Source organism: Bradyrhizobium sp. (genome assembly GCF_035652035.1).
Taxonomy (GTDB): Bacteria; Pseudomonadota; Alphaproteobacteria; order Rhizobiales; family Xanthobacteraceae; genus Bradyrhizobium.
Genome location: NZ_DASREO010000098.1, coordinates 89,028 through 109,875, shown reverse-complemented (window position 1 = coordinate 109,875; position 20,848 = coordinate 89,028). Strand labels below are relative to the sequence as shown.

22 protein-coding genes are annotated in these 20,848 nt (G+C 62.1%); 18 read left to right on the top strand and 4 right to left on the bottom strand.

The features are described 5' to 3' along the window. Positions 1 to 22 precede the first annotated feature (22 nt). Positions 23 to 565, top strand: a complete 543-nt coding sequence (locus VFB05_RS27115; protein WP_325018202.1) for an SRPBCC family protein — start codon at positions 23 to 25, stop codon at positions 563 to 565. Positions 566 to 593: 28 nt separating this feature from the next. After that, the gene (locus tag VFB05_RS27110) at positions 594 to 1,007 is read left to right on the top strand and encodes a VOC family protein (protein WP_325018200.1); all 414 of its coding nucleotides are present in this window, start codon (positions 594 to 596) and stop codon (positions 1,005 to 1,007) included. An 18-nt stretch (positions 1,008 to 1,025) separates the two neighbouring features. On the opposite strand, the gene VFB05_RS27105 is transcribed toward VFB05_RS27110, so the two are convergent. From VFB05_RS27105 to VFB05_RS27095, 3 genes are all read right to left on the bottom strand, one after another. Then, entirely contained in the window at positions 1,026 to 1,469 is a 444-nt protein-coding gene (locus VFB05_RS27105) for a hypothetical protein (protein WP_325018199.1), read from the bottom strand. A gap of 119 nt (positions 1,470 to 1,588) precedes the next feature. Then, positions 1,589 to 1,882, bottom strand: a complete 294-nt coding sequence (locus VFB05_RS27100) for a hypothetical protein (RefSeq protein ID WP_325018197.1) — start codon at positions 1,880 to 1,882, stop codon at positions 1,589 to 1,591. Between the two features lie 160 nt (positions 1,883 to 2,042). Beyond that, positions 2,043 to 2,831 (bottom strand): SDR family oxidoreductase, encoded by a 789-nt coding sequence (locus VFB05_RS27095; protein ID WP_325018195.1) that lies wholly within the window; start codon positions 2,829 to 2,831, stop codon positions 2,043 to 2,045. An 85-nt stretch (positions 2,832 to 2,916) separates the two neighbouring features. Between VFB05_RS27095 and VFB05_RS27090 the strand changes: the two genes are divergently transcribed. The 10 genes from VFB05_RS27090 to tolB all read left to right on the top strand — a co-directional run bounded on the left by VFB05_RS27090 (position 2,917) and on the right by tolB (position 11,073). Then, on the top strand, positions 2,917 to 3,300 hold the full coding sequence (locus VFB05_RS27090; RefSeq protein ID WP_325018193.1) for a cupin domain-containing protein: 384 nt from the start codon (positions 2,917 to 2,919) through the stop codon (positions 3,298 to 3,300). Between the two features lie 28 nt (positions 3,301 to 3,328). Beyond that, entirely contained in the window at positions 3,329 to 4,537 is a 1,209-nt protein-coding gene (locus VFB05_RS27085; RefSeq protein ID WP_325018191.1) for a serine hydrolase domain-containing protein, read from the top strand. Positions 4,538 to 4,817: 280 nt separating this feature from the next. Beyond that, positions 4,818 to 5,231, top strand: coding sequence for a YciI family protein (locus tag VFB05_RS27080; RefSeq protein WP_325018188.1), 414 nt, complete (start codon positions 4,818 to 4,820; stop codon positions 5,229 to 5,231). A 44-nt stretch (positions 5,232 to 5,275) separates the two neighbouring features. Continuing rightward, entirely contained in the window at positions 5,276 to 5,641 is a 366-nt protein-coding gene (locus VFB05_RS27075; RefSeq protein ID WP_325018186.1) for a hypothetical protein, read from the top strand. Positions 5,642 to 5,739: 98 nt separating this feature from the next. Continuing rightward, complete coding sequence (locus VFB05_RS27070) at positions 5,740 to 6,477, top strand: TetR/AcrR family transcriptional regulator (RefSeq protein WP_325018184.1); 738 nt, start codon at positions 5,740 to 5,742, stop codon at positions 6,475 to 6,477. A 106-nt stretch (positions 6,478 to 6,583) separates the two neighbouring features. Then, positions 6,584 to 7,063, top strand: a complete 480-nt coding sequence (locus VFB05_RS27065) for a DUF2852 domain-containing protein (protein WP_325018182.1) — start codon at positions 6,584 to 6,586, stop codon at positions 7,061 to 7,063. 417 nt (positions 7,064 to 7,480) lie between these two features. Next, positions 7,481 to 8,194: a protein TolQ gene (gene tolQ, locus VFB05_RS27060; RefSeq protein WP_325018178.1), complete on the top strand. Its 714-nt coding sequence runs from the start codon at positions 7,481 to 7,483 to the stop codon at positions 8,192 to 8,194. Between the two features lie 30 nt (positions 8,195 to 8,224). Continuing rightward, entirely contained in the window at positions 8,225 to 8,695 is a 471-nt protein-coding gene (locus VFB05_RS27055; protein WP_325018176.1) for a biopolymer transporter ExbD, read from the top strand. Between the two features lie 48 nt (positions 8,696 to 8,743). After that, the gene (locus tag VFB05_RS27050; protein ID WP_325018174.1) at positions 8,744 to 9,673 is read left to right on the top strand and encodes a protein TolA; all 930 of its coding nucleotides are present in this window, start codon (positions 8,744 to 8,746) and stop codon (positions 9,671 to 9,673) included. 44 nt (positions 9,674 to 9,717) lie between these two features. Next, positions 9,718 to 11,073, top strand: coding sequence for a Tol-Pal system beta propeller repeat protein TolB (gene tolB, locus VFB05_RS27045; RefSeq protein WP_325018172.1), 1,356 nt, complete (start codon positions 9,718 to 9,720; stop codon positions 11,071 to 11,073). Between the two features lie 60 nt (positions 11,074 to 11,133). Here tolB and VFB05_RS27040 read toward each other — a convergent pair whose 3' ends face one another. Then, on the bottom strand, positions 11,134 to 12,117 hold the full coding sequence (locus tag VFB05_RS27040) for a fatty acid desaturase family protein (RefSeq protein WP_325018170.1): 984 nt from the start codon (positions 12,115 to 12,117) through the stop codon (positions 11,134 to 11,136). A 269-nt stretch (positions 12,118 to 12,386) separates the two neighbouring features. Between VFB05_RS27040 and VFB05_RS27035 the strand changes: the two genes are divergently transcribed. From VFB05_RS27035 to ftsH, 6 genes are all read left to right on the top strand, one after another. Beyond that, positions 12,387 to 14,708 (top strand): putative bifunctional diguanylate cyclase/phosphodiesterase, encoded by a 2,322-nt coding sequence (locus tag VFB05_RS27035; protein ID WP_325018167.1) that lies wholly within the window; start codon positions 12,387 to 12,389, stop codon positions 14,706 to 14,708. A 172-nt stretch (positions 14,709 to 14,880) separates the two neighbouring features. After that, complete coding sequence (locus VFB05_RS27030; RefSeq protein ID WP_325018165.1) at positions 14,881 to 15,621, top strand: N-acyl amino acid synthase FeeM domain-containing protein; 741 nt, start codon at positions 14,881 to 14,883, stop codon at positions 15,619 to 15,621. Positions 15,622 to 15,878: 257 nt separating this feature from the next. Then, positions 15,879 to 16,367, top strand: a complete 489-nt coding sequence (gene pal / locus VFB05_RS27025) for a peptidoglycan-associated lipoprotein Pal (protein WP_325018163.1) — start codon at positions 15,879 to 15,881, stop codon at positions 16,365 to 16,367. Between the two features lie 153 nt (positions 16,368 to 16,520). Beyond that, positions 16,521 to 17,567: a tol-pal system protein YbgF gene (gene ybgF / locus VFB05_RS27020; RefSeq protein WP_325018161.1), complete on the top strand. Its 1,047-nt coding sequence runs from the start codon at positions 16,521 to 16,523 to the stop codon at positions 17,565 to 17,567. Positions 17,568 to 17,617: 50 nt separating this feature from the next. Then, a complete protein-coding gene (gene tilS / locus VFB05_RS27015; protein WP_325018159.1) occupies positions 17,618 to 18,679 on the top strand; it encodes a tRNA lysidine(34) synthetase TilS in 1,062 nt (353 codons plus the stop codon). A gap of 240 nt (positions 18,680 to 18,919) precedes the next feature. Further along, positions 18,920 to 20,842, top strand: a complete 1,923-nt coding sequence (gene ftsH / locus VFB05_RS27010) for an ATP-dependent zinc metalloprotease FtsH (protein ID WP_325018156.1) — start codon at positions 18,920 to 18,922, stop codon at positions 20,840 to 20,842. Positions 20,843 to 20,848: the final 6 nt, after the last annotated feature.

The following is a 20,848-nucleotide window of genomic DNA, read 5'->3' as shown; positions in this document are numbered from 1 at the left end:
CTGACCATGAAAGGAAGCATCGATGCTTGAGACCGTCGCTATCGTCGCTGTCGTGCTGGCGATCGCCATTGCCGCAGTTCTGATCCTCGCCGCGGCGAAGCCGGATAGTTTCACGGTCCGGCGGTCGGCGCTTATGCAGGCGCCGGCGGAACGAATTTTTCCGCTGGTCAATAATTTTCAGCAGTGGGCCAGTTGGTCTCCGTGGGAAAACCGGGATCCCGCAATGAAGCGCAGCTTCAGCGGACCCGAGAGCGGAAAGGGTGCGGCTTACGCATGGGACGGGAACAGGAATGTCGGTTCCGGCCGCATGGAAATTCTCGATGCCTCATCGCCGTCAAAAATTGTGATCAAACTCGACTTCATCAAGCCGTTCGAAGGTCACAACACTGCGGAGTTCGCCTTTGTGCCCGAGCGCGACAGCTCCGCCACCAACGTCATCTGGGTCATGCAGGGCCCTTCGCCCTTCATGTCGAAGGTGATGCAGGTGTTCATGAACTTCGACGCCATGATTGGCAGGGATTTCGAAGCCGGCCTTGCCAGTCTGAAGAAGCTCACCGAGAAATAGGCGCAACAGTTAACAGCAGGAGGAAGTGATGCCACTCAACCCCTATCTGTTTTTCAACGACAATTGCGAGGCTGCCTTCAAGTTCTATGAGAAGGCGCTGGGCGGCAAGATCGAGATGATGCTGCGAGCCGACGAAGGGCCGGCCGATATGAAGCCAGGCCCCGGCCGCGAGAAGTTGATCATGCATGTGCGCATGTCGATCGGCGGCCAGTTGCTGATGGGATCGGATTCACCGCCCGAGCATTTCAACAAGCCGCAAGGCTTTTCGGTTTGCCTCACGATCGCGGATCCCGCGGAAGCCGAGCGCAAGTTCAACGCGCTGGCCGATGGCGGCAGCCCCAATATGCCGTTTGGCAAGACCTTCTTCGCCAAGGGCTTTGGCATGTGCGTCGATAAGTTCGGCATCCCGTGGATGGTGAACTCGCCACTCGAGGGAATGTAGGGCGCCTAACTCAACGGGTCAGCGGCAGGTCGGATAAAGCGCCGCCAGTTCGCGCCCGCGCAACAAGAGCAGGTGCGATGTCAACCCGCCGCGGCGAACGATCCAGTCGCGCACGCCGGCCGGATAGGCCTGGAGCACCAAGGCGGAGGCCTCCGGCTCCGCGTACATTCGGCCGCGCCGGTCCATCGAACGTGCGGCATGAAAACCGAGCACGGCGCGGCGCGTCATGCAGATGCGCGAACTCGGCACCATGCTGAGGACGAGCGTGCAGGCGGAAAGACAGGGGCCGTCGATGACGACGCGTTCACCGGAGTCGCGCACGCGCTCAAACAGATCGAGAAAGGGACCGACCTGGCCGCCTCGACTCCCCAGGATCCGGACCTCGGCCTGGGCCCGGGGCGCTGCAATGGCGCAGAGCATTGCAGCAAGGAGGACTGCGTTCCAGATTGTCGTTCGCGCCATGAAGACTCTACACAATTGTACCAACGAGACTATCAATGATCATCCCGCAGGCAAAGTTCCGTCATCCGCCGTCACGGCGCGATAGTTGTCATCATCGGCAAGCCGGAATTACGGCCGGTTCAGGCCGCGGCCCGATTCTTGATCGCGCCGACAATCGCGGTGAGAACCGCGCCTGCAACACCGCTGCCAGCCGCCTGACCGATGATACTACCGATATCCGGCGCGGATGCTGAATTGGCGAGCAGCGGAATCAACATCCCGAGAAGCTGGCCTCCGGCGCCACCACCGATCGCGCCGGCGATGGTGTTTCCGATCGTTCCGAGATCGATGTTCTTGGCCGCGCCCGCGGCGACGTTACCGCCGACTGCGCCGGCGATGATCTGGATAATAAGGTTGATGAGCATACCCGACATGGCACGAAACTCCCGCGATCCGGTGTTCAGTTTCAGCCTGTTCGCCAGCGCCGGACCATCGCCGGACAGCCCAACCTTAGGTGGTTGGCCGGCGAAGGTCACGCTGCGCCAGCGAAGGAAAATGAAAAATAGGCGAGGCCGCCCGCGGGAGAGACAAGCTCTATCCGTTGCGCCGCGCGCCGCGCAGCGTCGGCAACCCGATGCCGGCCGCATCGAAGCCGCCATCAACGGCGAGAATTTGGCCGGTGATGTAGCTCGCCCGGTCGCTGCAAAGGAAGAACACCGCCTCCGCCAGTTCTTCCTCGAGGCCGTAACGGTTGAGCGGGATCGCGTCGTGATAGTCGGCGCGGATTTCAGCGCTGTGAACCGCTTTCGCCATCGCGGTGTCGACCGGCCCCGGAGCGACACCGTTGACGCGGATTCCGAGCTCGGCGAGTTCGACCGCAAGCTGCTTGGTCAGATGCGCCAGGCCAGCCTTGCTGGAGCCATAGGCCGAGCGCAGCGTCGAGGCGCGCAATCCCGAGATCGAGGTGATGTTGACGATTGCGCCACCGCCGTGATGTCGCATCAGCGGCACCGCCGCTTTGGTGCAGAGGAACGGCCCGGTGAGGTTGACCGCGAGCACGCGGCTCCAGTCGGCGTCGGATGTCTCCATCAACGGCGAAAATACGGCAACGCCGGCATTGTTGATGAGCACATCGAGCCGGCCGAAGCGGCGCTCGATCTCGGCAAACGCCAAAGCGACCGCGCTGGCGTCGGAGACATCGCAGGTCAGGGCCAGCGTGGCGTCGGGGCTTGCCAACGCCGCCACGCTCTTTGCCAGGAGCTCGCTTTCGATATCGAGCAGCGCGACCCGGAAGCCATCGGCGAGAAAGCGCCTTGCCACGGCAAGTCCGATGCCGCGCGCGGCGCCTGTGATCAGAGCTACTTTTTGCGAAACGACCGCCATGCGTATTCCTTATCGATTCTTGTCTCTAGCACGCAAGAGCGGCCTCTGCTTTGGTTCGGGCTGCCAAAAGCCGGGAATGAATGCGATGAAGATCAACGACGCAAATGACCTTCCGATTGAAGAGTGGCGGCCGGGCGTCAAGACGCGGATGCTGGTCTCGGCTCAGAACGGCGCGACGCAACTCTGCTTTTTCGAGCAATGGGTCACGCCGGGAAATGGCGCGCCGACGCATTCCCACCCAGTGGAAGAGGTGCTGACGGTGCTCTCGGGCGAAGCCGAGATGTGGCTCGATCGGGAAAAGATCATGGTCAAGGCCGGCCAGTCGCTGATCGTGCCTGCGCGCCGCCTGCACGGTTTTCGCAACTCCGGCGCTGATACCCTCCATCTTCACGCGGTGCTGGCATCGCCCATTTTCGAAGCCCTGCCGGAAGGCGCGGCCGAGTTGGTGCGGCGCTGGGTTCCGGTGTAACTAGGCGCGCCTCAAGACAAAGGACAGGATGAAGATGACGGCTGACGGCAAGGCTTTGAAAGCGACATTTGACCGCCTCCGCGGCGTGATGGTCGGCTCTGTCGAGCGCGGCGACCTGCCGGGACTGGTGATGCTTGTCAGCCATCATGGCGAAGTTCATGCCGATGCGATCGGGCGCCTTGCCTTCGAAGGCTCGCCGATGACGCGCGATTCGCTTTTCCGCATCACCTCGATGACCAAGCCGGTCACCGCCGCGGGCGCGATGATCCTGGTTGAGGACGGAAAGATCGCCCTCGATGATCCGGTCGAACGATGGCTGCCGGAGCTGGCCAATCGCAAGGTGCTGCTCCGCCTGGATGCGCTGATCCATCAAACCGTGCCGGCGCGCCGTGCAATCACGTTGCGCGACCTGCTCACCTTCCGCTGCGGCTACGGCATCATTCCGATTTTTCCCGAACGTCTTCCGATCCAGCGGGCCTATGCGGAAGCGGGCCTTGCACCAGGTCCTGTGTTTCCGTCCTTTCCGCCCGACGAATTGATCAAGCGCTACGCCAGCCTGCCGATGGTGTTCCAGCCGGGCGAAAGCTGGCTCTACAATGGCGGCAGCGAAATCCTTTCCGTGCTGATCCCGCGGATCGCCGGCACGACGCTGTCGGAATTCCTGAACGAGCGTATTTTTGCGCCGCTCGGCATGAAAGACACCGCGTTCTACGCGCCCAAGGATAAACACCACCGCTTCGCGACCGCCTATATGCAGGACAACGCGGCAAGGCAGTTGAAGGTGTTCGATCCTCCGGTGACGGGCCGGTTTTCAAATCCACCTGCTTTCGAAAACGGCGCCGCGGGCCTTGTTTCCACAGCGGATGATTTCAACGCCTTCGCCCAGATGCTGCTCAATGGCGGCAGCGCCGGGAGAACGCGCGTATTGTCGCCGGAATCCGTGACGTTGATGACGACGAACCACATCGTGGCGGATGAGAAGCGCGAATCGCAATTGTTCCTCGGCAGCACCAGGGGCTGGGGTTTTGGCCTGTCGGTCTTCACCGGGCTCGACGGCACCTTTGCTGCGCCCGGCCGTTTCGGTTGGGATGGCGGCTACGGAACATCCTGGTATTCCGATCCGCAAGCGCAGCTCACCGGCATTTTGTTGACCCAGCGGGTCATGGATTCGCCGAAGCCGCCGGCAGCATTTTCGGATTTCTGGACGACGCTCGGCGAGATCGCTGCCGGCGGCTGACTGGCAAAATAATTCTCTGGGCCGTGTCGGGACGGCCAAACGTCAATCGTCTTCTATCCGATAGCGCCGGTCTAGTGCCAACTTTCCGAAGTTCGTGCTCCATCGTGACAACCACTTTCACGAACTTCGGGAAGTCATGGGCACTAGCAAACTTATTGATTCTAGTACCGCTCTATCGATCTGAAGTCCCTGATCGAATTCGCCGCTTGTGGTGCAGGGACTTCAGATCGACGGTACTAGCCGGGGTCTGTCGAGGCTGAACTTTCGAACGGAGAGTGGAATGCGATTTATGATGCTGATGATCCCGCGGGGGTACGAGACGGCCGCGCCAGGCACAATGCCGCCGGCGGACGCCGTCGCCGCGATGATGAAATACAACGAGGCTCTGAAGGAAGCCGGTGTCCTGATTACGCTCGACGGATTGCACCCTCCGTCAACGGGGGTGCGGGTTTCGTTCGAGAACGGCAAGCCGGTCGTGACCGACGGTCCGTTCACCGAGTCCAAGGAAGTGATCGGCGGCTACTGGATGATTGACGTGAACTCGCGCGAGGAGGCGATCGCCTGGGCCAAGCGGTGTCCCGCTTCCGCCAATGAAATCATCGAAATTCGGCAAGTTCAGGAGATGTCGGACTTCCCGCCGGATGTTCAGGAAGCGGCGGCCGGCTTCAACGAACTAATGAACGGCAAGCGCTGAGCTGAACTCGTTCGACCAGCCAACTACAAACGAGGAGAAATCAGATGAGCACGAATGACACCTATCTCGCTGTCTTCCTTGGCAGCAGGAACAGTCCGAAGTGGGCGGCGTGGAACGCGCTGTCGGAGACCGATCGCAAGGCGGCAGAGATGCGCGGCATGGCCGCGTGGAAGGCCTGGGTGGACAAGCGCCAGGCTTCGCTCGTCCAGATGGGCGGGCCGCTCGGCAAGACCAAGAAGGTCGACTCAAAAGGGATCTCGGACATCACCAACGCGATGGGCGCCTTCACTGTGGTTCGCGCCGCCTCGCATGAAGCGGCCGCCAAGATGTTCGAGGACCATCCGCATTTCTCGATCTTCCCCGGCGAGGCCGTCGAGATCATGCCGGTGCTGCCGATTCCCGGCGGCTAGGCCTGGACTCGAATTTCGCTAACCGCGTTCTGGTTTGAGGCCTGCAAGCACGCTTGCGGGCTTCAAATCGGTGCCGGCTTCATGTAAACATCTTTTACATGAGCTGGAAGGATCAGGGCCGCAACGAGCGCGGCTATCATCACGGCAATCTGAAAGAGGCGCTGCTGCAGGCGGCGCTTGATCTGATTGCGAAAAAAGGCGCGGCGGGTTTCACCTTTGCCGATGCAGCGCGCATCGCGGGTGTCAGTCCGGCTGCGCCGTACCGGCACTTTCGCGACCGCGACGAACTCTTGTCGAGCATCGCGCAGCGCGGCTTCGAGCAATTTGAATCGGCGCTGTCGCAGGCCTGGGACGACGGCCGTCCCGATACCGTCACCGCGTTCGAGCGGGTCGGCAAGGCCTATCTCGCTTTCGCACGCGAGCAGCCGTCATTCTATTCCGCGATGTTCGAATCCGGCCTTGCGACCGATGCCAGCGCCGGCTTGCACGCCGCCGCGGAGCGCGCCTTTGCCGTGATCCGCGCGGCCGCGGAGCGGCTCGCGGCACTTGCACCTCAGGGCTCGCCGCGTCCGCCGGCATTGATGATGGCGCTGCACATCTGGTCGATGTCGCACGGCATCGCCTCATTGTTTGCGCGCGGCGACGCGGCGAGGCGCAAACTGCCGATGTCGGCGGAGGAACTTCTAGAAGCCGAAGTGTTGATCTATTTGCGCGGCCTCGGCTTTCCGACCGATCGCAGGCCGGCAGGCCAGGAAGCTGCGGGAAAAAATCCGCCGGGTCCGCCGCCTGTTCCGCCTTCCGGCTCTCCTTCAGGGCCTTGGGGCCGCCAAAAATAATTTTCGACGGGCTGTGGGAAGCCCAGCTTGACAAAAATTTAGAAAGGTCTACCTATGTAAATGTTATTTACATTCACAACGGCATAAGCCGTGATGGAGAAGGCAGATGGCCTACAGCGCAGATGTCAATCGATGGCGCGGCCCCACCGAAGAGTACCACCACCCCCACATGCTGCATTCGCCCTGGCATCCCGGTTGGATTGCCGTGACGATACTCGGCTTCCTGATCTGGTGGCCGATCGGACTTGCCCTTCTCTTTTTCACACTCGGGAGCAGAAAAATGGGTTGCTGGAGTCATCAGGATCGCTGGGCGAACAAGATGGAGCGGATGCAGTACAAGATGGAGCGGATGCGCAATCGCATGGAGCGGCACGGCTTCGGCTTCGGCCCGCCCTCGAGCGGCAACCGCGCCTTTGACGAGTACCGCTCCGATACGCTCCGGCGGCTCGAAGAGGAGCAGGTCGAGTTCAAGAATTTCCTCGATCGCCTGCGTCACGCCAAGGACAAGGAAGAGTTCGATGCCTTCATGGCGCAGCACCGCACCCGTCCGACGCCGCCGCCGTCCGACGATCATCCCCAGAGTTGAGACTGGAACCAGGACTTAAGGCGTAACGCCCCTTACGACCTTGAGGCCCTCAAGCCGCCCGCCTGCCGAGAGCAGACGGGCGGTTTTGCGTTTTTGCCCCCAAAACAGCCGCTTGGGGGCAGTTTTAAGGCCTTGTCCGGGCGCCATTTCCCGTATTCAAAATCCCCTTTGGTAACCGGGCGTTAACCACGCTTGGCGTCTGGTGAGAGACGAAAAGACGCGCGGAAAGCCCTTGTTTTGACACGTTGGCGGGGGAAGCCAGCCTCGGCTTTGGACGGGCCTCCCATGTGACAGATCACGGCATTCGCGCCGGCATTCATCGCCCGCGCTTTTCACGCGGCCGTCAAGGATCGCAAGTCATTGCATTCGCGAGCGCGTGGCGAACGGAGAATTGGGATATTTGAGAGGACATCGCTTATGAATCCGGCTGACGTGGCGCAGGCTGTCTTGCCGCTACCATCCGCTGACGTCTCGCTGATTGCCTTGTTCTGGCAGGCTCACTGGATCGTGAAATGCGTGATGCTCGGGCTGTTGTCCTGCTCGGTCTGGGTCTGGGCGATCGCGATCGACAAGCTCATTCTCTACTCGCGCACCCGCCGCGCCATGGATCGTTTCGAGCAGGCGTTCTGGTCGGGTCAGTCGATCGAGGAGCTTTATCGCACGCTCGCCGCAAAGCCGACGCAATCGATGGCGGCCTGTTTCGTTGCGGCGATGCGCGAATGGAAACGCTCTTTCGAGAGCCATGCGCGCTCCTTTGCCGGGCTTCAAATGCGGATCGAGAAGGTGATGAACGTGTCGATCGCGCGTGAAATCGAGCGGCTGGAGCGACGGCTTCTGGTGCTTGCGACCGTTGGTTCGGCGGGTCCCTTCGTCGGTCTGTTCGGCACCGTCTGGGGCATCATGTCGAGCTTCCAGTCGATCGCCGCCTCGAAGAATACGTCGCTGGCGGTCGTTGCGCCGGGCATTGCGGAAGCGCTGTTTGCCACGGCGATAGGCCTTATCGCCGCCATCCCGGCGACCATTTTCTATAACAAGTTCACCTCCGAGGTGAACCGGCAGGCTCAGCGGCTGGAAGGGTTTGCGGACGAGTTCTCGGCCATCCTGTCGCGCCAGATCGACGAGCGTGCATGAATATCATGAGCCAGATGTGAGCACCGAAACATGGCGATGAACATGGCGAGCTCGTCCGGCGGCGGCCGGCGTCGCGGTCGCCGCAACGCCGTGATGGCGGAGATCAACGTCACGCCGATGGTGGACGTGATGCTGGTGCTCCTGATCATCTTCATGGTGGCCGCGCCGCTGATGACCTCGAACATCGATATCGATCTTCCGATTGCGAGCGGCGGCAAATCGGCTGCGTCCAACACGCCGCCGCTCACGCTGTCGGTCAAGCGCACGGGCGGCGGCTGCAACTCGAATGTCGAGCTCTATCTTGGGGATAGCCAGATTGCTCCTGCCGATTTGTTGCCTAAAATCAAGGCGATCCGCGAGACGCGGTCGGAGGCGGAAAGCGTGGTTTTCCTGCGCGGCGACAAGGATGTCTGCTACACCGACATGATGAAACTGCTCGGACAGATCCGCACCGCCGGATACAAAGCCAATATTGTCATCATTCCCGAGCAAGGTTCCTGAGCGTGACGATCGCACGAGACGGCTTGGGGTTGAAACGGAAGGCCTGACTTGAAGGTCAAAGTCGACAAGACAATAGCAGCCTCGGTTCTCCTGCACGTCCTCGTGATCGGGTGGATGATGCTTTCGTTTTCGACCAAGGCCTTCGTCATGCCGGAAGAGGACGTCGTCGCCGTCGACGTCGTCTCCGACGACAACATGTCGCATGTCACCCAAGGCATGAAGTCGGGCGACAAGAAGAATCCCAAGCCGTTGGTGGAGAAGGTCGCCGAAGCGAAACCGGTCGATGATGCCGTTGGCAAGATCACCGAGAAGGCGCCGGTCGTCACGGAGACTGCGCCGGCGCCGCAACCGAAACCGGTCGAAAAGCCCGTCGAGAAAAAGCCGGATCCACCGAAGCCGGTGGCCGAGGCCAAGCCAAAGGAAGAGCCGAAGCCGGTCGAGAAAAAGCCGGACAAGCCCGATCCGATCGCGGAAGCCATCAAGAAGGAAGAGAAGAAGCCGCCGCCAAAGCCGCAGCAACAAGCGGCCAAACCGGTCGAGCAGCAAAAGCCGAAGGAGCGCACCTTCGACTCGACGAAGATCGCAGCACTCCTCGACAAGCGCGAGCCATCGCATCAGGCTGCGACTGGCGATACGCTCAATTCCAACGCCGCGCTCGGGACGACCAAAGGCACTGCGGCGGACAATTCCGCGACATGGGGCGCGATGTTTCAGCAGCAGGTCGAGCGCTGCTGGAACAAGCCGATGGGCGCACTCGAAAGCCAGCACCCGGAAGCCGCATTCACGATCCGCCTGAGGCGCGACGGCACGCTGGAAGCAGCGCCGGTTCCGGAAGGCACGCCGGCGACGCCTTACTTGCGCGTCTATCAGGAGAGCGCGCTGCGCGCGATCGTCGATTGCCAGCCTTATCATCTTCCTCCCGGCATGTTCGAGGAGTGGAAGTTCTTTTCGCCGGTGTTCACCGAGCGAAGAAGCTGAAACGCGCCTGTTGCGAAGTTCGTATATGAAATGAAGCCCTGCACATGACCGACAAAGACTTGATCCGACCAATGCCGTTTCGCTTAAGCCGCCGGCAGCTTGTTTCCGGCATGGCCTCGCTTGGTGTGCTCGCGGGCGTTCCGATGCGGCCTGCCAGCGCGCAGAAAAAAATCATTGTCCCCGAGGGCGAATTCGCCCCGCTGCCGATCGCTATACCGAATTTCGCCGGCGGCACGCCGGCAGATGGCGATGTTGCCGTCGGCGTGACGCAGGTCATCACCAACAACCTGAAGCGCAGCGGGCTGTTCGCGCCGATCGATCAGGCGGCCTACATCGACAAGGTCGTCAACTTCGACGTGGTGCCGCAATTCAACAACTGGAAGTCCATCAACGCGCAAGCTTTGGTCACCGGTCGCATGACGCGGCAAGGTGACGGACGGCTGAAGGCCGAATTCCGCCTCTGGGATGTCGCGACCGGCCAGCCGCTGGATGGCCAGCAATATTTCACCCAGCCGGAAAACTGGCGGCGGATCTCGCACATCATCTCCGACAAGATCTATGAGCGCATGACCAGCGAGAAGGGCTACTTCGACAGCCGCGTCGTGTTCGTCGATGAGACCGGCGCCAAGGAGCGGCGCGTCAAGCGGCTCGCGCTGATGGACCAGGACGGCGCCAATGTCCGTTACCTGACCCGCGGCAGCGATCTCGTGCTGACACCGCGTTTCTCGCCCTCGACCCAGGAAATCACCTATATGGAGTTCGGTCAGGGCGATCCGCGGGTCTATCTGCTCAACATCGAAACCGGGCAGCGCGAAATCGTCGGCAATTTCCCGGGCATGACGTTCTCGCCGCGTTTCTCGCCGGACGGCCAGCGCGTGATCATGAGCCTGCAACAGGGCGGCAACTCTAACCTCTTCGTGATGGACCTGCGGTCGAAATCGACCACGCGTCTCACCGACACGCCGGCGATCGATACCTCGCCGTCCTACTCGCCGGATGGCTCCCACATCGCCTTCGAGTCCGACCGCGGCGGTAAGCCGCAGATCTATGTGATGCCGGCCGGCGGCGGCCAGGCCCAGCGCATCTCCTTTGGCGAAGGTGGCAGCTACTCGACGCCGGTGTGGTCGCCGCGCGGCGATTACATCGCCTTCACCAAGCAGGGCGGCGGACAGTTCTCGATCGGCATCATCAAGCCCGACGGATCGGGCGAGCGCATTCTCACTTCGGGCTTCCACAATGAAGGGCCGACCTTTGCGCCAAACGGGCGAGTCGTGATGTTCTTCCGCGATCTCGGTCCGGGTCCGAACCTGTTCACGGTGGATATTTCCGGCCGTTTCGAACAGAAAGTTCCGACGCCCGGATTTGCTTCCGATCCAGCGTGGTCGCCGCTGCTATCCTGATTTTCAGGAGATCAGGCCGCGAGGAGTCCGGCGCACAGGTCAGCGCCGGTCGGTGCAGATTTATGGCTTGGACGTTGCCACTTCGCCCGGATGGACCGACTCGCAGTCACGCAGCAACCCGCCGAAATAGCCGTGGGTGACGTGCGCCATTTGAGGATACGGGTTGCGCGTCATCAACAACTGATGAAGCTCGGCGAGACGGAAGCAGGGCACGCCCGGAAACAGGTGGTGCTCGAGGTGATAGTTCAATCCCCAGGGCGCGATCAGCCAGAGTTGCCAGAACGGGGCGATCACCGTACGGCTTTCGCTCAGGACGCTTTCGTGTTCGACCGCATAGTGCTCCGCGACGTTGCGGACATAGCGGATGCCAAGGAACACCGTCATCAGCGGCACCATCCAGTACAGCAGCAAGAGCTTCCAGAAGCCGAGCACAATTGAAGCGACCAGCAGCACGGCCATGAAGATCAGGCGGCCGCGAGTGACGATGGCCGGCACGTCGCGTGTTTCCTTGTTCTTGTGAAATCCGCCAAGCGCAGTTGCGACCTTGAGGCCGAAGAAATACTGCGCCACGTGCAACAGCACGCTGCTGCGGGGGGCGGGAAATTCGAACTCGTGCAGGCCGACGTTCCGCATCCAGTCCGGATCCATCTCGCCGTTCAATTCGCGATGATGGGCGAAATGGCTGTTGCGGTAGCCGGCCATCGAAGCCGTAGTCAAAAATGCAGTGATCTCGCCGACAATATCGTTGATCGTGCGGTTGGCGTAAGCGCGATAGTGCGCGGCCTCGTGCATCAATCCGCCAAGACCGTTGATCCGCGAGCCGATGACGATGATCGCCGCGATATAGACCAGCGGATTCCACCAGGTCTGGCTGATCCAGATCGCTGCGGCGATCAGGCCAAACTCAAGCGCTACGGCGGCGGTAAATTTCACGCTGTCGATCTGCGACAGGTCGCGAATTTCTTCCTTGGTCAGAAGACGCGGGATGTCCCGTACGCAGGCGTCGCCCATCCTTGCAGAGCGCGCCACTTCCTTCTCGGCCATCTCGAACCTCTGAACGCCACAACGGTTGCGCGAATATCTACCGCGACCCCTCAAGTTTACAACAGCTGTTAAGGCGGCGTTAAGGTCAAATTTTAACGTGTGGTTAAGATTTGCAGCCGAATGCCGCCTTTCTGAGCAGCGCGTCGGCGGCGAGGCAGCTCCGCCGGAAAGGCCAGCGAGCCCAATGTTTTGCTAACGATGTTGGCTTAGGAATACTTCACGCCTCGTGCCGTATTTAAAGCGAGCCCGACGCGTTTCACGAGACAAGAATGCATCTGCTAGGACTTCGGCGAGGCGGACCTTCGACGGCGTTACCGCCGGCGATTTATGTCGCGTTGGTGGATTCGCTCTTCCAGAACTATCTGGCGTCGTTCGCCGGAACGGTTTGCGCCGCGATCGCAGCTTTGCTGACGGCGTGGAAGACCGGCATCGTGCTGCTATGGCCGTGCGCGATTTTCATCATCGCGGTCGGCGCGGCGCGCGCCCACGACATGCATGCTTACGAAAGCAGCAAGTCGACGCTGACGCCGGAAGCGGCCGTTCAGTGGGAGCGGCGCTACAGGATCGGCGCCGTGCTTTATGCGTCGGCCCTCGGCATTTGGTGCTGGATCACACTGCTCGCGAAAGACGATCCGGTCGCCCAACTGCTGGCGCTGTCCGTGACCATCGGCTACATCGCCGCCGGCACCGGCCGCAATTACGGGCGTCCGTCGATCGCCCATCAGCAGGTTTTCTATGCCTGCGTGCCGATGTGTCTTGCGCTGTTTCTGCATGGTGGCGTGTACTACGTTTCCTTAGGGTTGCTGAACGCGCTGTTCTTCATTTCCTTCAAGCGCATCACGCAGGATCTTCACCAGGTCCACGTCAGGGCGTTGATCGCCGGCGAAACCATTGCGTCGATCGCCAATCAATTCGACACCGCGCTCAACAACATGCCGCACGGGCTGTGCATGTTCACAGCCGACGGGCGTCTTGCCGTGATGAATCATCGCTTCAGCGCGATGATGAACCTGCCGGACGATCTTGTGCACGCTGGCGCCACCGCATCCGACGTGGTCGAGGCGAGCGTTCGCGCGGGCTCGCTGTCGGAAGCGAGCGGGAAAGTCATCCTGTCCGAAATCGAGAATTCGCAAGCCAAGGGCATCATCACGAGTGACCCCGACGTGGCCCGCGGCCGCTCGCTGTCCTGGGCATTCCAGCCGATGGCCGATGGCGGCGCGGTCGTGCTTTTGGAAGACGTCACCGAGCGGCGCAATGCCGAGGCCAGGATCACGCATCTGGCGCGCTATGACGAACTCACGGGATTGCCGAACCGCGTCAATTTCCGCGACGAGATCGAGCATCTTCTCGCTGCCCCGCACGACGCCAACGAGATGTCGGCGCTGTTGTTCATCGACCTCGACCAGTTCAAGCAGGTCAACGATACGCTCGGCCATCCCTGCGGCGATCAGCTTTTGTGCGCGGTCGCCGACCGGTTGCGCGCGATGTTGCGGCCTGAGGATTTCGTGGCGCGCTTCGGCGGCGACGAATTCGTCGTGTTCCAGCAGAACATCAAGTCGCCGGACGAGGCAGCGGCGCTGGCGCACCGCGTCGTCGATCACCTCAGCGAGCGCTACAAGATCGACAACCACCTGGTCGAGATCGGCGCCAGCATCGGCATCGCGATGACCTCGGGCGTCAGCGCCGATACGCTTTTGAAGAACGCCGATATGGCGCTCTATCGCGCCAAGGCGGACGGCCGCGGCACCTTCTGCTTCTTCCGCGAAGAGATGGCGCAAGTCGTCGAGGCGCGCCGCATCCTCGAGCTCGACCTGCGCAGGGCGATCGCGAACGAGGAGTTCGAGCTGTTCTATCAGCCGCTCGTCAATCTGCAGAGCGGGAGGATATCGACTTGCGAGGCGCTGCTGCGCTGGAATCATCCGGTTCGCGGCGTGGTTTCGCCGGCGGAAATCATTCCGGTCGCCGAAGATATGGGCATGATTGTCGATCTCGGCCGCTGGATCCTGCGCAAGGCGTGCCTGGAGTGCACGAAGTGGCCGGACGCCGTCAGCGTTGCGGTCAATTTCTCGCCGCAGCAGTTTCATCAGCGGGACGTGCTGGGCGAAGTTCGCTACGCGCTCGACGTTTCCGGCTTGCCGGCGCATCGGCTCGAGATTGAGATCACGGAATCGGCGCTGCTGCGCAACACGCAGTTCACCCTTGAGGCGCTGGCTCAGTTGCGCGAGCTCGGCGTGCGTATTTCACTGGACGATTTCGGCACCGGCTATTCGAGTCTCAGCTACCTGCATAACTTCCCGCTGCAAAAGGTGAAGATCGATCGTTCGTTCCTGGAAGGAATCGACACCGATCGTCCGCTGCGGCTGCTCCGCGGCGTGGCGCGCCTGAGCGCAGACCTCGGCATGTCGGTCGTGGTCGAAGGCATCGAGACCAACGAACAGCTCGAACTCGTCAACGCCGATGGCACGGTTAGCGAGGCTCAGGGCTACCTGTTCAGCCGGCCGGTCCCGGCGCCGCGCATCCTGCAATTGCTGAATGCATCTCACGGCCGACGCGCGGCCGAAGAAATCCTGCCCACCAGATCGATCGCCTGAACGCGCCTTCGCGCGTCGCGATTTGCCCTTCCGCTACCGTAGTATCGCGGTGGCCGGCAAATTTCCGTGACGCGGGGATTAACCCTTTTCCGCCGATTTGTTTGCACTTGCGGTAAGAAACCATTAACCTTCGGTTGTAGGTGGCCAAGTGGGTCGCCCCGAGGAGGCCTGGTTGAGTTTGGTGCAAGAAACAAGAAGCGGCCTCGTCGAGCGTAAAACGGACCTCCTGGATCAAGTCGACTACCGGTTGGCAATCTCGGAAGTTGAAAGAGAGGCAATTTACCGCTTGCGGTATAATGCCTATCTGCACGAGGGGGCGATCGAGCCGCGCGCCGATCAGCGCCTCACCGATCGCTTTGACGACCTACCGAACTCCTGGCTTTTCGGCGTCTATCTCGATGGCAAGTTGAGGAGCTCGCTTCGCGTCAGCGTTGCGACACCCGACAACGAGGAGACCCCGGCCGTCGATGCCTTCCGCGATTTGCTCGAGCCGGAGCTCGCCAAAGGCAAGATTATCGTCGACCCCAACCGCTTCGTCGCCGATCCCGAGAGCAGAGCGGAATATCCCGAGTTGCCTTATCTCACCGTGCGGCTCGGCTATCTCGCTTGCGGCCACTTCGATGCCGATATCGGAACGGCAACTGTGCGCGCCGAACATCGGGCATTCTATCGCCGCCTGTTTCTGCAAGAGGCGCTGTGCGAGCCGCGGCCCTATCCGACCCTGGTCAAACCGCTGTGCCTGATGGCGGCGGACTATCGCGCCGTTCGCGACAGGATCTTCGAACGCTTTCCGATCATGCGCTCGACGGCTGTGGAGCGGGAGATGTTGTTTGAGCGCCGTGGCGGCCTGCCGCCGGTGATCGATCTGCCGGAGTTCCCGTTCGTGCAGGCTCCCATCTCGCCGACCGCCTGATGCCGGCCCGGCCCCGGGCCGTGCTCCATTTGCCTGCCCACAGGCCATGGTCTTGAAAAGGCGGTAAAATCCGCCGAATGGCCTTGCCTTCACCCTCGTGCCACATTTACAACTCATTAACCATCGCAGCCGCTTTTCGCCGACCTGGGGCATTTGAGGGGGTTCGGCAACGTCCCATCAAGGTTGACGGAACGTTCGTTTAACCATCGCCCTGTAGACCGGATCGAAGTCGAAAACGTGAGCGTGGAGGCTCCCGAATGAATCACCCTATGCGTATCCTCCAGGGTTTGAAGCTGGCCGCAGTGCTTGCGGTGGCACTGTCGATGGGAGCCTGCGCGAAGCAGAATCCGCTCGGCGACTCGATGGCGAATGCCGCCACGCCCGGCAGCCAGCAGGACTTCGTGGTCAATGTCGGCGATCGCGTCTTCTTTGAAAGCGACCAGACCGATCTGTCGCCGCAGGCGATTGCGACCCTCGAGAAGCAGGCGCAGTGGCTGCAGAGCTATCCGCGCTACACTTTCACCATCGAAGGTCATGCCGACGAGCGCGGTACCCGCGAATACAACATTGCGCTCGGCGCCCGGCGCGCCCAGTCGGTGCGAACCTTCCTTGCTTCGCGCGGCATCGATCAGTCGCGGATGCGCACGATCTCCTACGGCAAGGAACGTCCTGTTGCGGTTTGTAACGACATTTCCTGCTGGTCGCAGAACCGTCGCGCGGTCACGGTGCTGAACGCGAGCTCATAAGGCCGTTTGACCGGAAGCGTGATTTCGCCGGCGCCGTTCACCCTGGACGGTGCCGGTTGTGCTTTGTGAGTAGGCTTTGTGATTTGTTTCAGTCACATTTTTGGCGTACTCCCTCACTCAAGCTGATCCGTCATCACCGCCTGTCAGGCTCAAATGTCACCCACTATTCATAGAACCACCCGCGCTGCTGCGTCGGCAGTGTTGCTCGGGCTGAGCGCGCTCGCGTGGTCGGCGCCGGCGCTGGCGCAATCCGACGAGGTCGATCCGGAGGTCCGGATCCAGCAGCTGGAAGGCCAGCTGCGTCAGCTCACCGGGCAGAACGAGGAACTGCAATATCGCAACCGGCAGCTGGAAGAGCGTTTGCGGATGCTTCAGGGCAACGCCCAGCCAGGTGCGCCTGGTCAGGCGGGATCGCCTGCGCCTGTGGCCAATGCGGCGGCGCTGCCCCCCGCGCAGCCGGGGCCGGGAGGCTACCAACCGCCGCCTGGCGGCTATCAGTCCGCGCCCGGAGGGTATCCGTCGCAGGTTGCGGCTCCCGCACCCATCGTCCAGGAGCAGGCCAGCCCACGCGGCGGCGGCCGGCGCGGCGATGCTTTCGATCCGACCCAGAATCCGAATGCCCCCGGCGCACCGCGGGCGCTCGGCGGAGGCCAAATGCCGATTTCGCCTGACGCGCCGATCGGCGCACCGGGCGGGCGTGGAGCGGGTGGCCCGCTCGACATCGCCAATAACGGCGGGGCTTCCGGGGCAGGGCTGCCGCCGCCACCGCCGCGTAACACCAACGCGACCGGCGCGCTGACCACGCTGCCGCCTTCGGCAACGCCAAGGGACGAGTTCGATCTCGGCGTCGGCTATATCGAGCGCAAGGACTATGCGCTGGCCGAAGAAACCATGCGCAACTTCACCCGGAAATATCCTGCCGATCCTCTGGTGGCCGATGCGCAATTTTGGCTCGGCGAAAGCTTCTTCCAGCGCCAGAGCTACCGAGAGGCCGCCGAAGCCTTTCTTTCGGTGACGACCAAATACGATCGCTCCGCGAAAGCTCCTGATGCGCTGCTGCGGCTTGGGCAGTCGCTCGCCGCGCTGAAGGAGAAGGAAGCCGCCTGCGCCGCCTTCGGCGAGGTAACGCGGAAATATCCGCGCGCGGCCGGCAGCATCAAGTCGACCGTCGAGCGTGAGCAAAAGCGGACGAAGTGCTAGCTTACGGCGCAAGGGGAGGGCCTCGCCCTTTCCCGTCAGCCGGTGGTGACATGTCCGAGGATGACAAATCTCCGATCTCGGTGCGGCAGGCGAAGGCCCTGTTTGCGGACTGGAAGGGCGCGCCGGCCGTCGTCCTTGCCGTTTCGGGCGGTCCCGATTCCATTGCCTTGATGTGGCTTGCGGCGCGCTGGCGCAAAGCATTGGCGCGCGGCCCCGATCTGTTGGCGGTGACCGTCGATCACGCCTTGCGGGGCGAGTCCGCGCGCGAAGCGCGCGACGTCAAACGCCTTGCAAGCAGTCTCGGCGTCGCCCATCGAACGATGCGCTGGAGCGGCGAGAAACCCAAATCCGGAGTGCCAGCCGCGGCGCGCGCCGCCCGCTATCGTCTGCTCGCCAGCGCCGCGCGGCAACACGGCGCCAGTCATATCTTCACCGCGCATACCCGCGACGATCAGGCTGAAACGTTGTTGATGCGGCTGCTCCGCGGCAGCGGCATCGGTGGCCTTGCGGCGATGGCGCGCGAGAGCGAACGAGAGGGCGTGCTGATTGCCCGGCCGTTTCTGAACATTTCGAAATCGCAGCTGATCGCGACGCTGCAAAAAGCCGGGATCGGCTATGCTGACGATCCGACCAACCGCGACACGCGCTTTGCCCGGCCGCGCATCCGTAGCGTGATCGACGGCTTGAGCGCCGAGGGTGGCGATGCGCGTAATCTCGCAAGGCTGGCGTCGCGGCTGGCGCGCGCCAACGCGGCAATTGAAGTTCTGGCCGATGGCGCTGCGCGCTACCTCGCGCTTCGCGATCAGGTGACGGGATCGCGACCGGCCGCAACAACGCCGCAGGCAACGTTTGAGGCGGAGGCTTTCGCTGGCCTGCCCGATGAGATCAGGTTGCGGCTATTGTTGCGTGCAATCGACCGGATCGGTCATGAAGGGCCGGCGGAACTTGGCAAAGCGGAGGCCTTGCTCGCTCACCTGGACCGCGCATCGCAATTGGTCTCCAAAACGCGTCAGGTGCGGCTGAAACAAACGCTTGCGGGCGCCGTCGTCAGCCTTGCGGAGGGGCGAATCGTCATCGCGCCGGCTCCGCCGCGCCGCCACCACCGGGGTTGAAACGGCCCGGCTGGCAAAGTCCTGTGTTTTGCGGGCCTTAACCACCCCGGAATTCACCCCGTTTTCAGGACATGATTTGAAGCGCAACAGTCCCGGAATAGGCTAAATAGTCCTATGTAGTTCCCTTGGCAGCAACCGCCCCGGCACCTAGATTAACGCGAGGCGCTTTAAAGGGATTCTCTGCAAGCCGCTGACCCAAGGGAATAGGGCCGCGATCCGCGCGACCACGAAGGAAAATCAATGAACGCCAATCTGCGCAATTTCGCCCTCTGGGTTATTATTGTTCTGCTGCTATTGGCCTTGTTCACGCTCTTCCAGAATCCTGGTCAGCGCGCCGCCTCGCAGGATATCTCCTTCTCGCAGCTCTTGACCGAGGTCGATCAGGGCCACGTTCGCGACGTGGTGATCCAGGGCCCGGAGATTCACGGCACCTTCAGCAACGGCTCGAGCTTCCAGACCTATGCGCCGAACGATCCGACGCTGGTCTCGCGCCTGTACAACGGCAAGGTCTCGATCACGGCGAAGCCGCCGGGCGACAACGTGCCGTGGTTCGTCTCGCTGCTCGTCTCGTGGCTGCCCTTCATTGCGCTGATCGGCGTGTGGATCTTCCTGTCGCGCCAGATGCAGGGCGGCGCCGGCAAGGCGATGGGCTTTGGCAAGTCGCGCGCCAAGATGCTGACCGAAGCACATGGCCGCGTGACGTTCGAGGATGTCGCCGGCGTCGACGAAGCCAAGCAGGATTTGCAGGAGATCGTCGAATTCCTGCGTGACCCCGGCAAGTATCAACGGCTCGGCGGACGGATTCCGCGCGGCGTGCTGCTGGTCGGCCCTCCCGGCACCGGCAAGACGCTGATCGCGCGCGCGGTCGCCGGCGAAGCCAATGTGCCCTTCTTCACCATTTCAGGTTCGGACTTCGTCGAAATGTTCGTCGGCGTCGGTGCGAGCCGCGTCCGTGACATGTTCGAGCAGGCCAAGAAGAACGCGCCGTGCATCATCTTCATCGACGAAATCGATGCGGTCGGCCGGCATCGCGGCGCAGGCCTTGGCGGCGGCAACGACGAACGCGAGCAGACGCTGAACCAGTTGCTGGTTGAGATGGACGGCTTCGAGGCCAATGAGGGCGTGATCCTGATTGCGGCCACCAACAGGCCCGACGTGCTCGACCCGGCGCTGCTGCGGCCCGGCCGCTTCGACCGTCAGGTCGTGGTGCCCAATCCCGACGTCGTCGGCCGCGAGCAGATCCTCAAGGTTCACGTCCGCAAGGTGCCGCTCGCGCCGGATATCAACCTCAAGACCATCGCCCGCGGCACGCCCGGCTTCTCCGGCGCCGACCTGATGAACCTCGTCAACGAGGCGGCGCTGACGGCCGCACGGCGCAACAAGCGCATGGTGACGCAGGCCGAGTTCGAAGAGGCCAAGGACAAGGTCATGATGGGCGCCGAGCGCAAGTCGCTGGTCATGACCGAGGAAGAGAAGATGCTGACCGCCTATCACGAAGGCGGCCACGCCATCGTCGGCCTCAACGTGATTGCGACGGATCCGATCCACAAGGCGACCATCATTCCGCGCGGCCGTGCGCTCGGCATGGTGATGCAGCTGCCGGAGCGCGACAAGCTGTCGATGTCGCTGGAGCAGATGACCTCGCGCCTTGCTATCATGATGGGCGGCCGTGTCGCGGAAGAGCTGGTGTTCGGCCGCGAGAAGGTGACGTCGGGTGCCGCTTCGGACATCGAGCAGGCGACGCGGCTGGCGCGCATGATGGTCACTCGCTGGGGCCTCTCGGAGGAACTCGGCACGGTGTCCTATGGTGAGAACCAGGACGAGGTGTTCCTCGGCATGTCGGTGTCGCGCACCCAGAACGCCTCCGAGGCGACGGTGCAGAAGATCGATAGCGAGATTAAGCGGCTGGTCGAGGAAGGCTATCAACATGCGACCAAGATCCTGACGGAGAAGCGCGCCGATCTGGAAGCCCTGGCCAAGGGCCTTCTGGAATACGAAACGCTGACCGGCGATGAGATCGTCGATCTCTTGAAGGGCAAGAAGCCGAACCGCGAGTCGGTGCTCGAGCCGTCGACGCCGCGTGCTTCGGCGGTGCCGCCCGCCGGCAAGCCGCGTCCGCGTCCCGACCCGGATCCGGGATTGGAGCCGCAGCCGCAAGCTTAAGACATC

Bases quoted from the DNA above. Each gene is read 5' to 3' on its own strand.
- VFB05_RS27115 (WP_325018202.1), top strand. From the start codon at position 23: ATGCTTGAGACCGTCGCTATCGTCGCTGTCGTGCTGGCGATCGCCATT.
- VFB05_RS27110 (WP_325018200.1), top strand. From the start codon at position 594: ATGCCACTCAACCCCTATCTGTTTTTCAACGACAATTGCGAGGCTGCC.
- VFB05_RS27105 (WP_325018199.1), bottom strand. From the start codon at position 1,469: ATGGCGCGAACGACAATCTGGAACGCAGTCCTCCTTGCTGCAATGCTC.
- VFB05_RS27100 (WP_325018197.1), bottom strand. From the start codon at position 1,882: ATGTCGGGTATGCTCATCAACCTTATTATCCAGATCATCGCCGGCGCA.
- VFB05_RS27095 (WP_325018195.1), bottom strand. From the start codon at position 2,831: ATGGCGGTCGTTTCGCAAAAAGTAGCTCTGATCACAGGCGCCGCGCGC.
- VFB05_RS27090 (WP_325018193.1), top strand. From the start codon at position 2,917: ATGAAGATCAACGACGCAAATGACCTTCCGATTGAAGAGTGGCGGCCG.
- VFB05_RS27085 (WP_325018191.1), top strand. From the start codon at position 3,329: ATGAAGATGACGGCTGACGGCAAGGCTTTGAAAGCGACATTTGACCGC.
- VFB05_RS27080 (WP_325018188.1), top strand. From the start codon at position 4,818: ATGCGATTTATGATGCTGATGATCCCGCGGGGGTACGAGACGGCCGCG.
- VFB05_RS27075 (WP_325018186.1), top strand. From the start codon at position 5,276: ATGAGCACGAATGACACCTATCTCGCTGTCTTCCTTGGCAGCAGGAAC.
- VFB05_RS27070 (WP_325018184.1), top strand. From the start codon at position 5,740: ATGAGCTGGAAGGATCAGGGCCGCAACGAGCGCGGCTATCATCACGGC.
- VFB05_RS27065 (WP_325018182.1), top strand. From the start codon at position 6,584: ATGGCCTACAGCGCAGATGTCAATCGATGGCGCGGCCCCACCGAAGAG.
- tolQ (WP_325018178.1), top strand. From the start codon at position 7,481: ATGAATCCGGCTGACGTGGCGCAGGCTGTCTTGCCGCTACCATCCGCT.
- VFB05_RS27055 (WP_325018176.1), top strand. From the start codon at position 8,225: ATGGCGATGAACATGGCGAGCTCGTCCGGCGGCGGCCGGCGTCGCGGT.
- tolB (WP_325018172.1), top strand. From the start codon at position 9,718: ATGACCGACAAAGACTTGATCCGACCAATGCCGTTTCGCTTAAGCCGC.
- VFB05_RS27040 (WP_325018170.1), bottom strand. From the start codon at position 12,117: ATGGCCGAGAAGGAAGTGGCGCGCTCTGCAAGGATGGGCGACGCCTGC.
- VFB05_RS27035 (WP_325018167.1), top strand. From the start codon at position 12,387: ATGCATCTGCTAGGACTTCGGCGAGGCGGACCTTCGACGGCGTTACCG.
- pal (WP_325018163.1), top strand. From the start codon at position 15,879: ATGAATCACCCTATGCGTATCCTCCAGGGTTTGAAGCTGGCCGCAGTG.
- ybgF (WP_325018161.1), top strand. From the start codon at position 16,521: ATGTCACCCACTATTCATAGAACCACCCGCGCTGCTGCGTCGGCAGTG.
- tilS (WP_325018159.1), top strand. From the start codon at position 17,618: ATGTCCGAGGATGACAAATCTCCGATCTCGGTGCGGCAGGCGAAGGCC.
- ftsH (WP_325018156.1), top strand. From the start codon at position 18,920: ATGAACGCCAATCTGCGCAATTTCGCCCTCTGGGTTATTATTGTTCTG.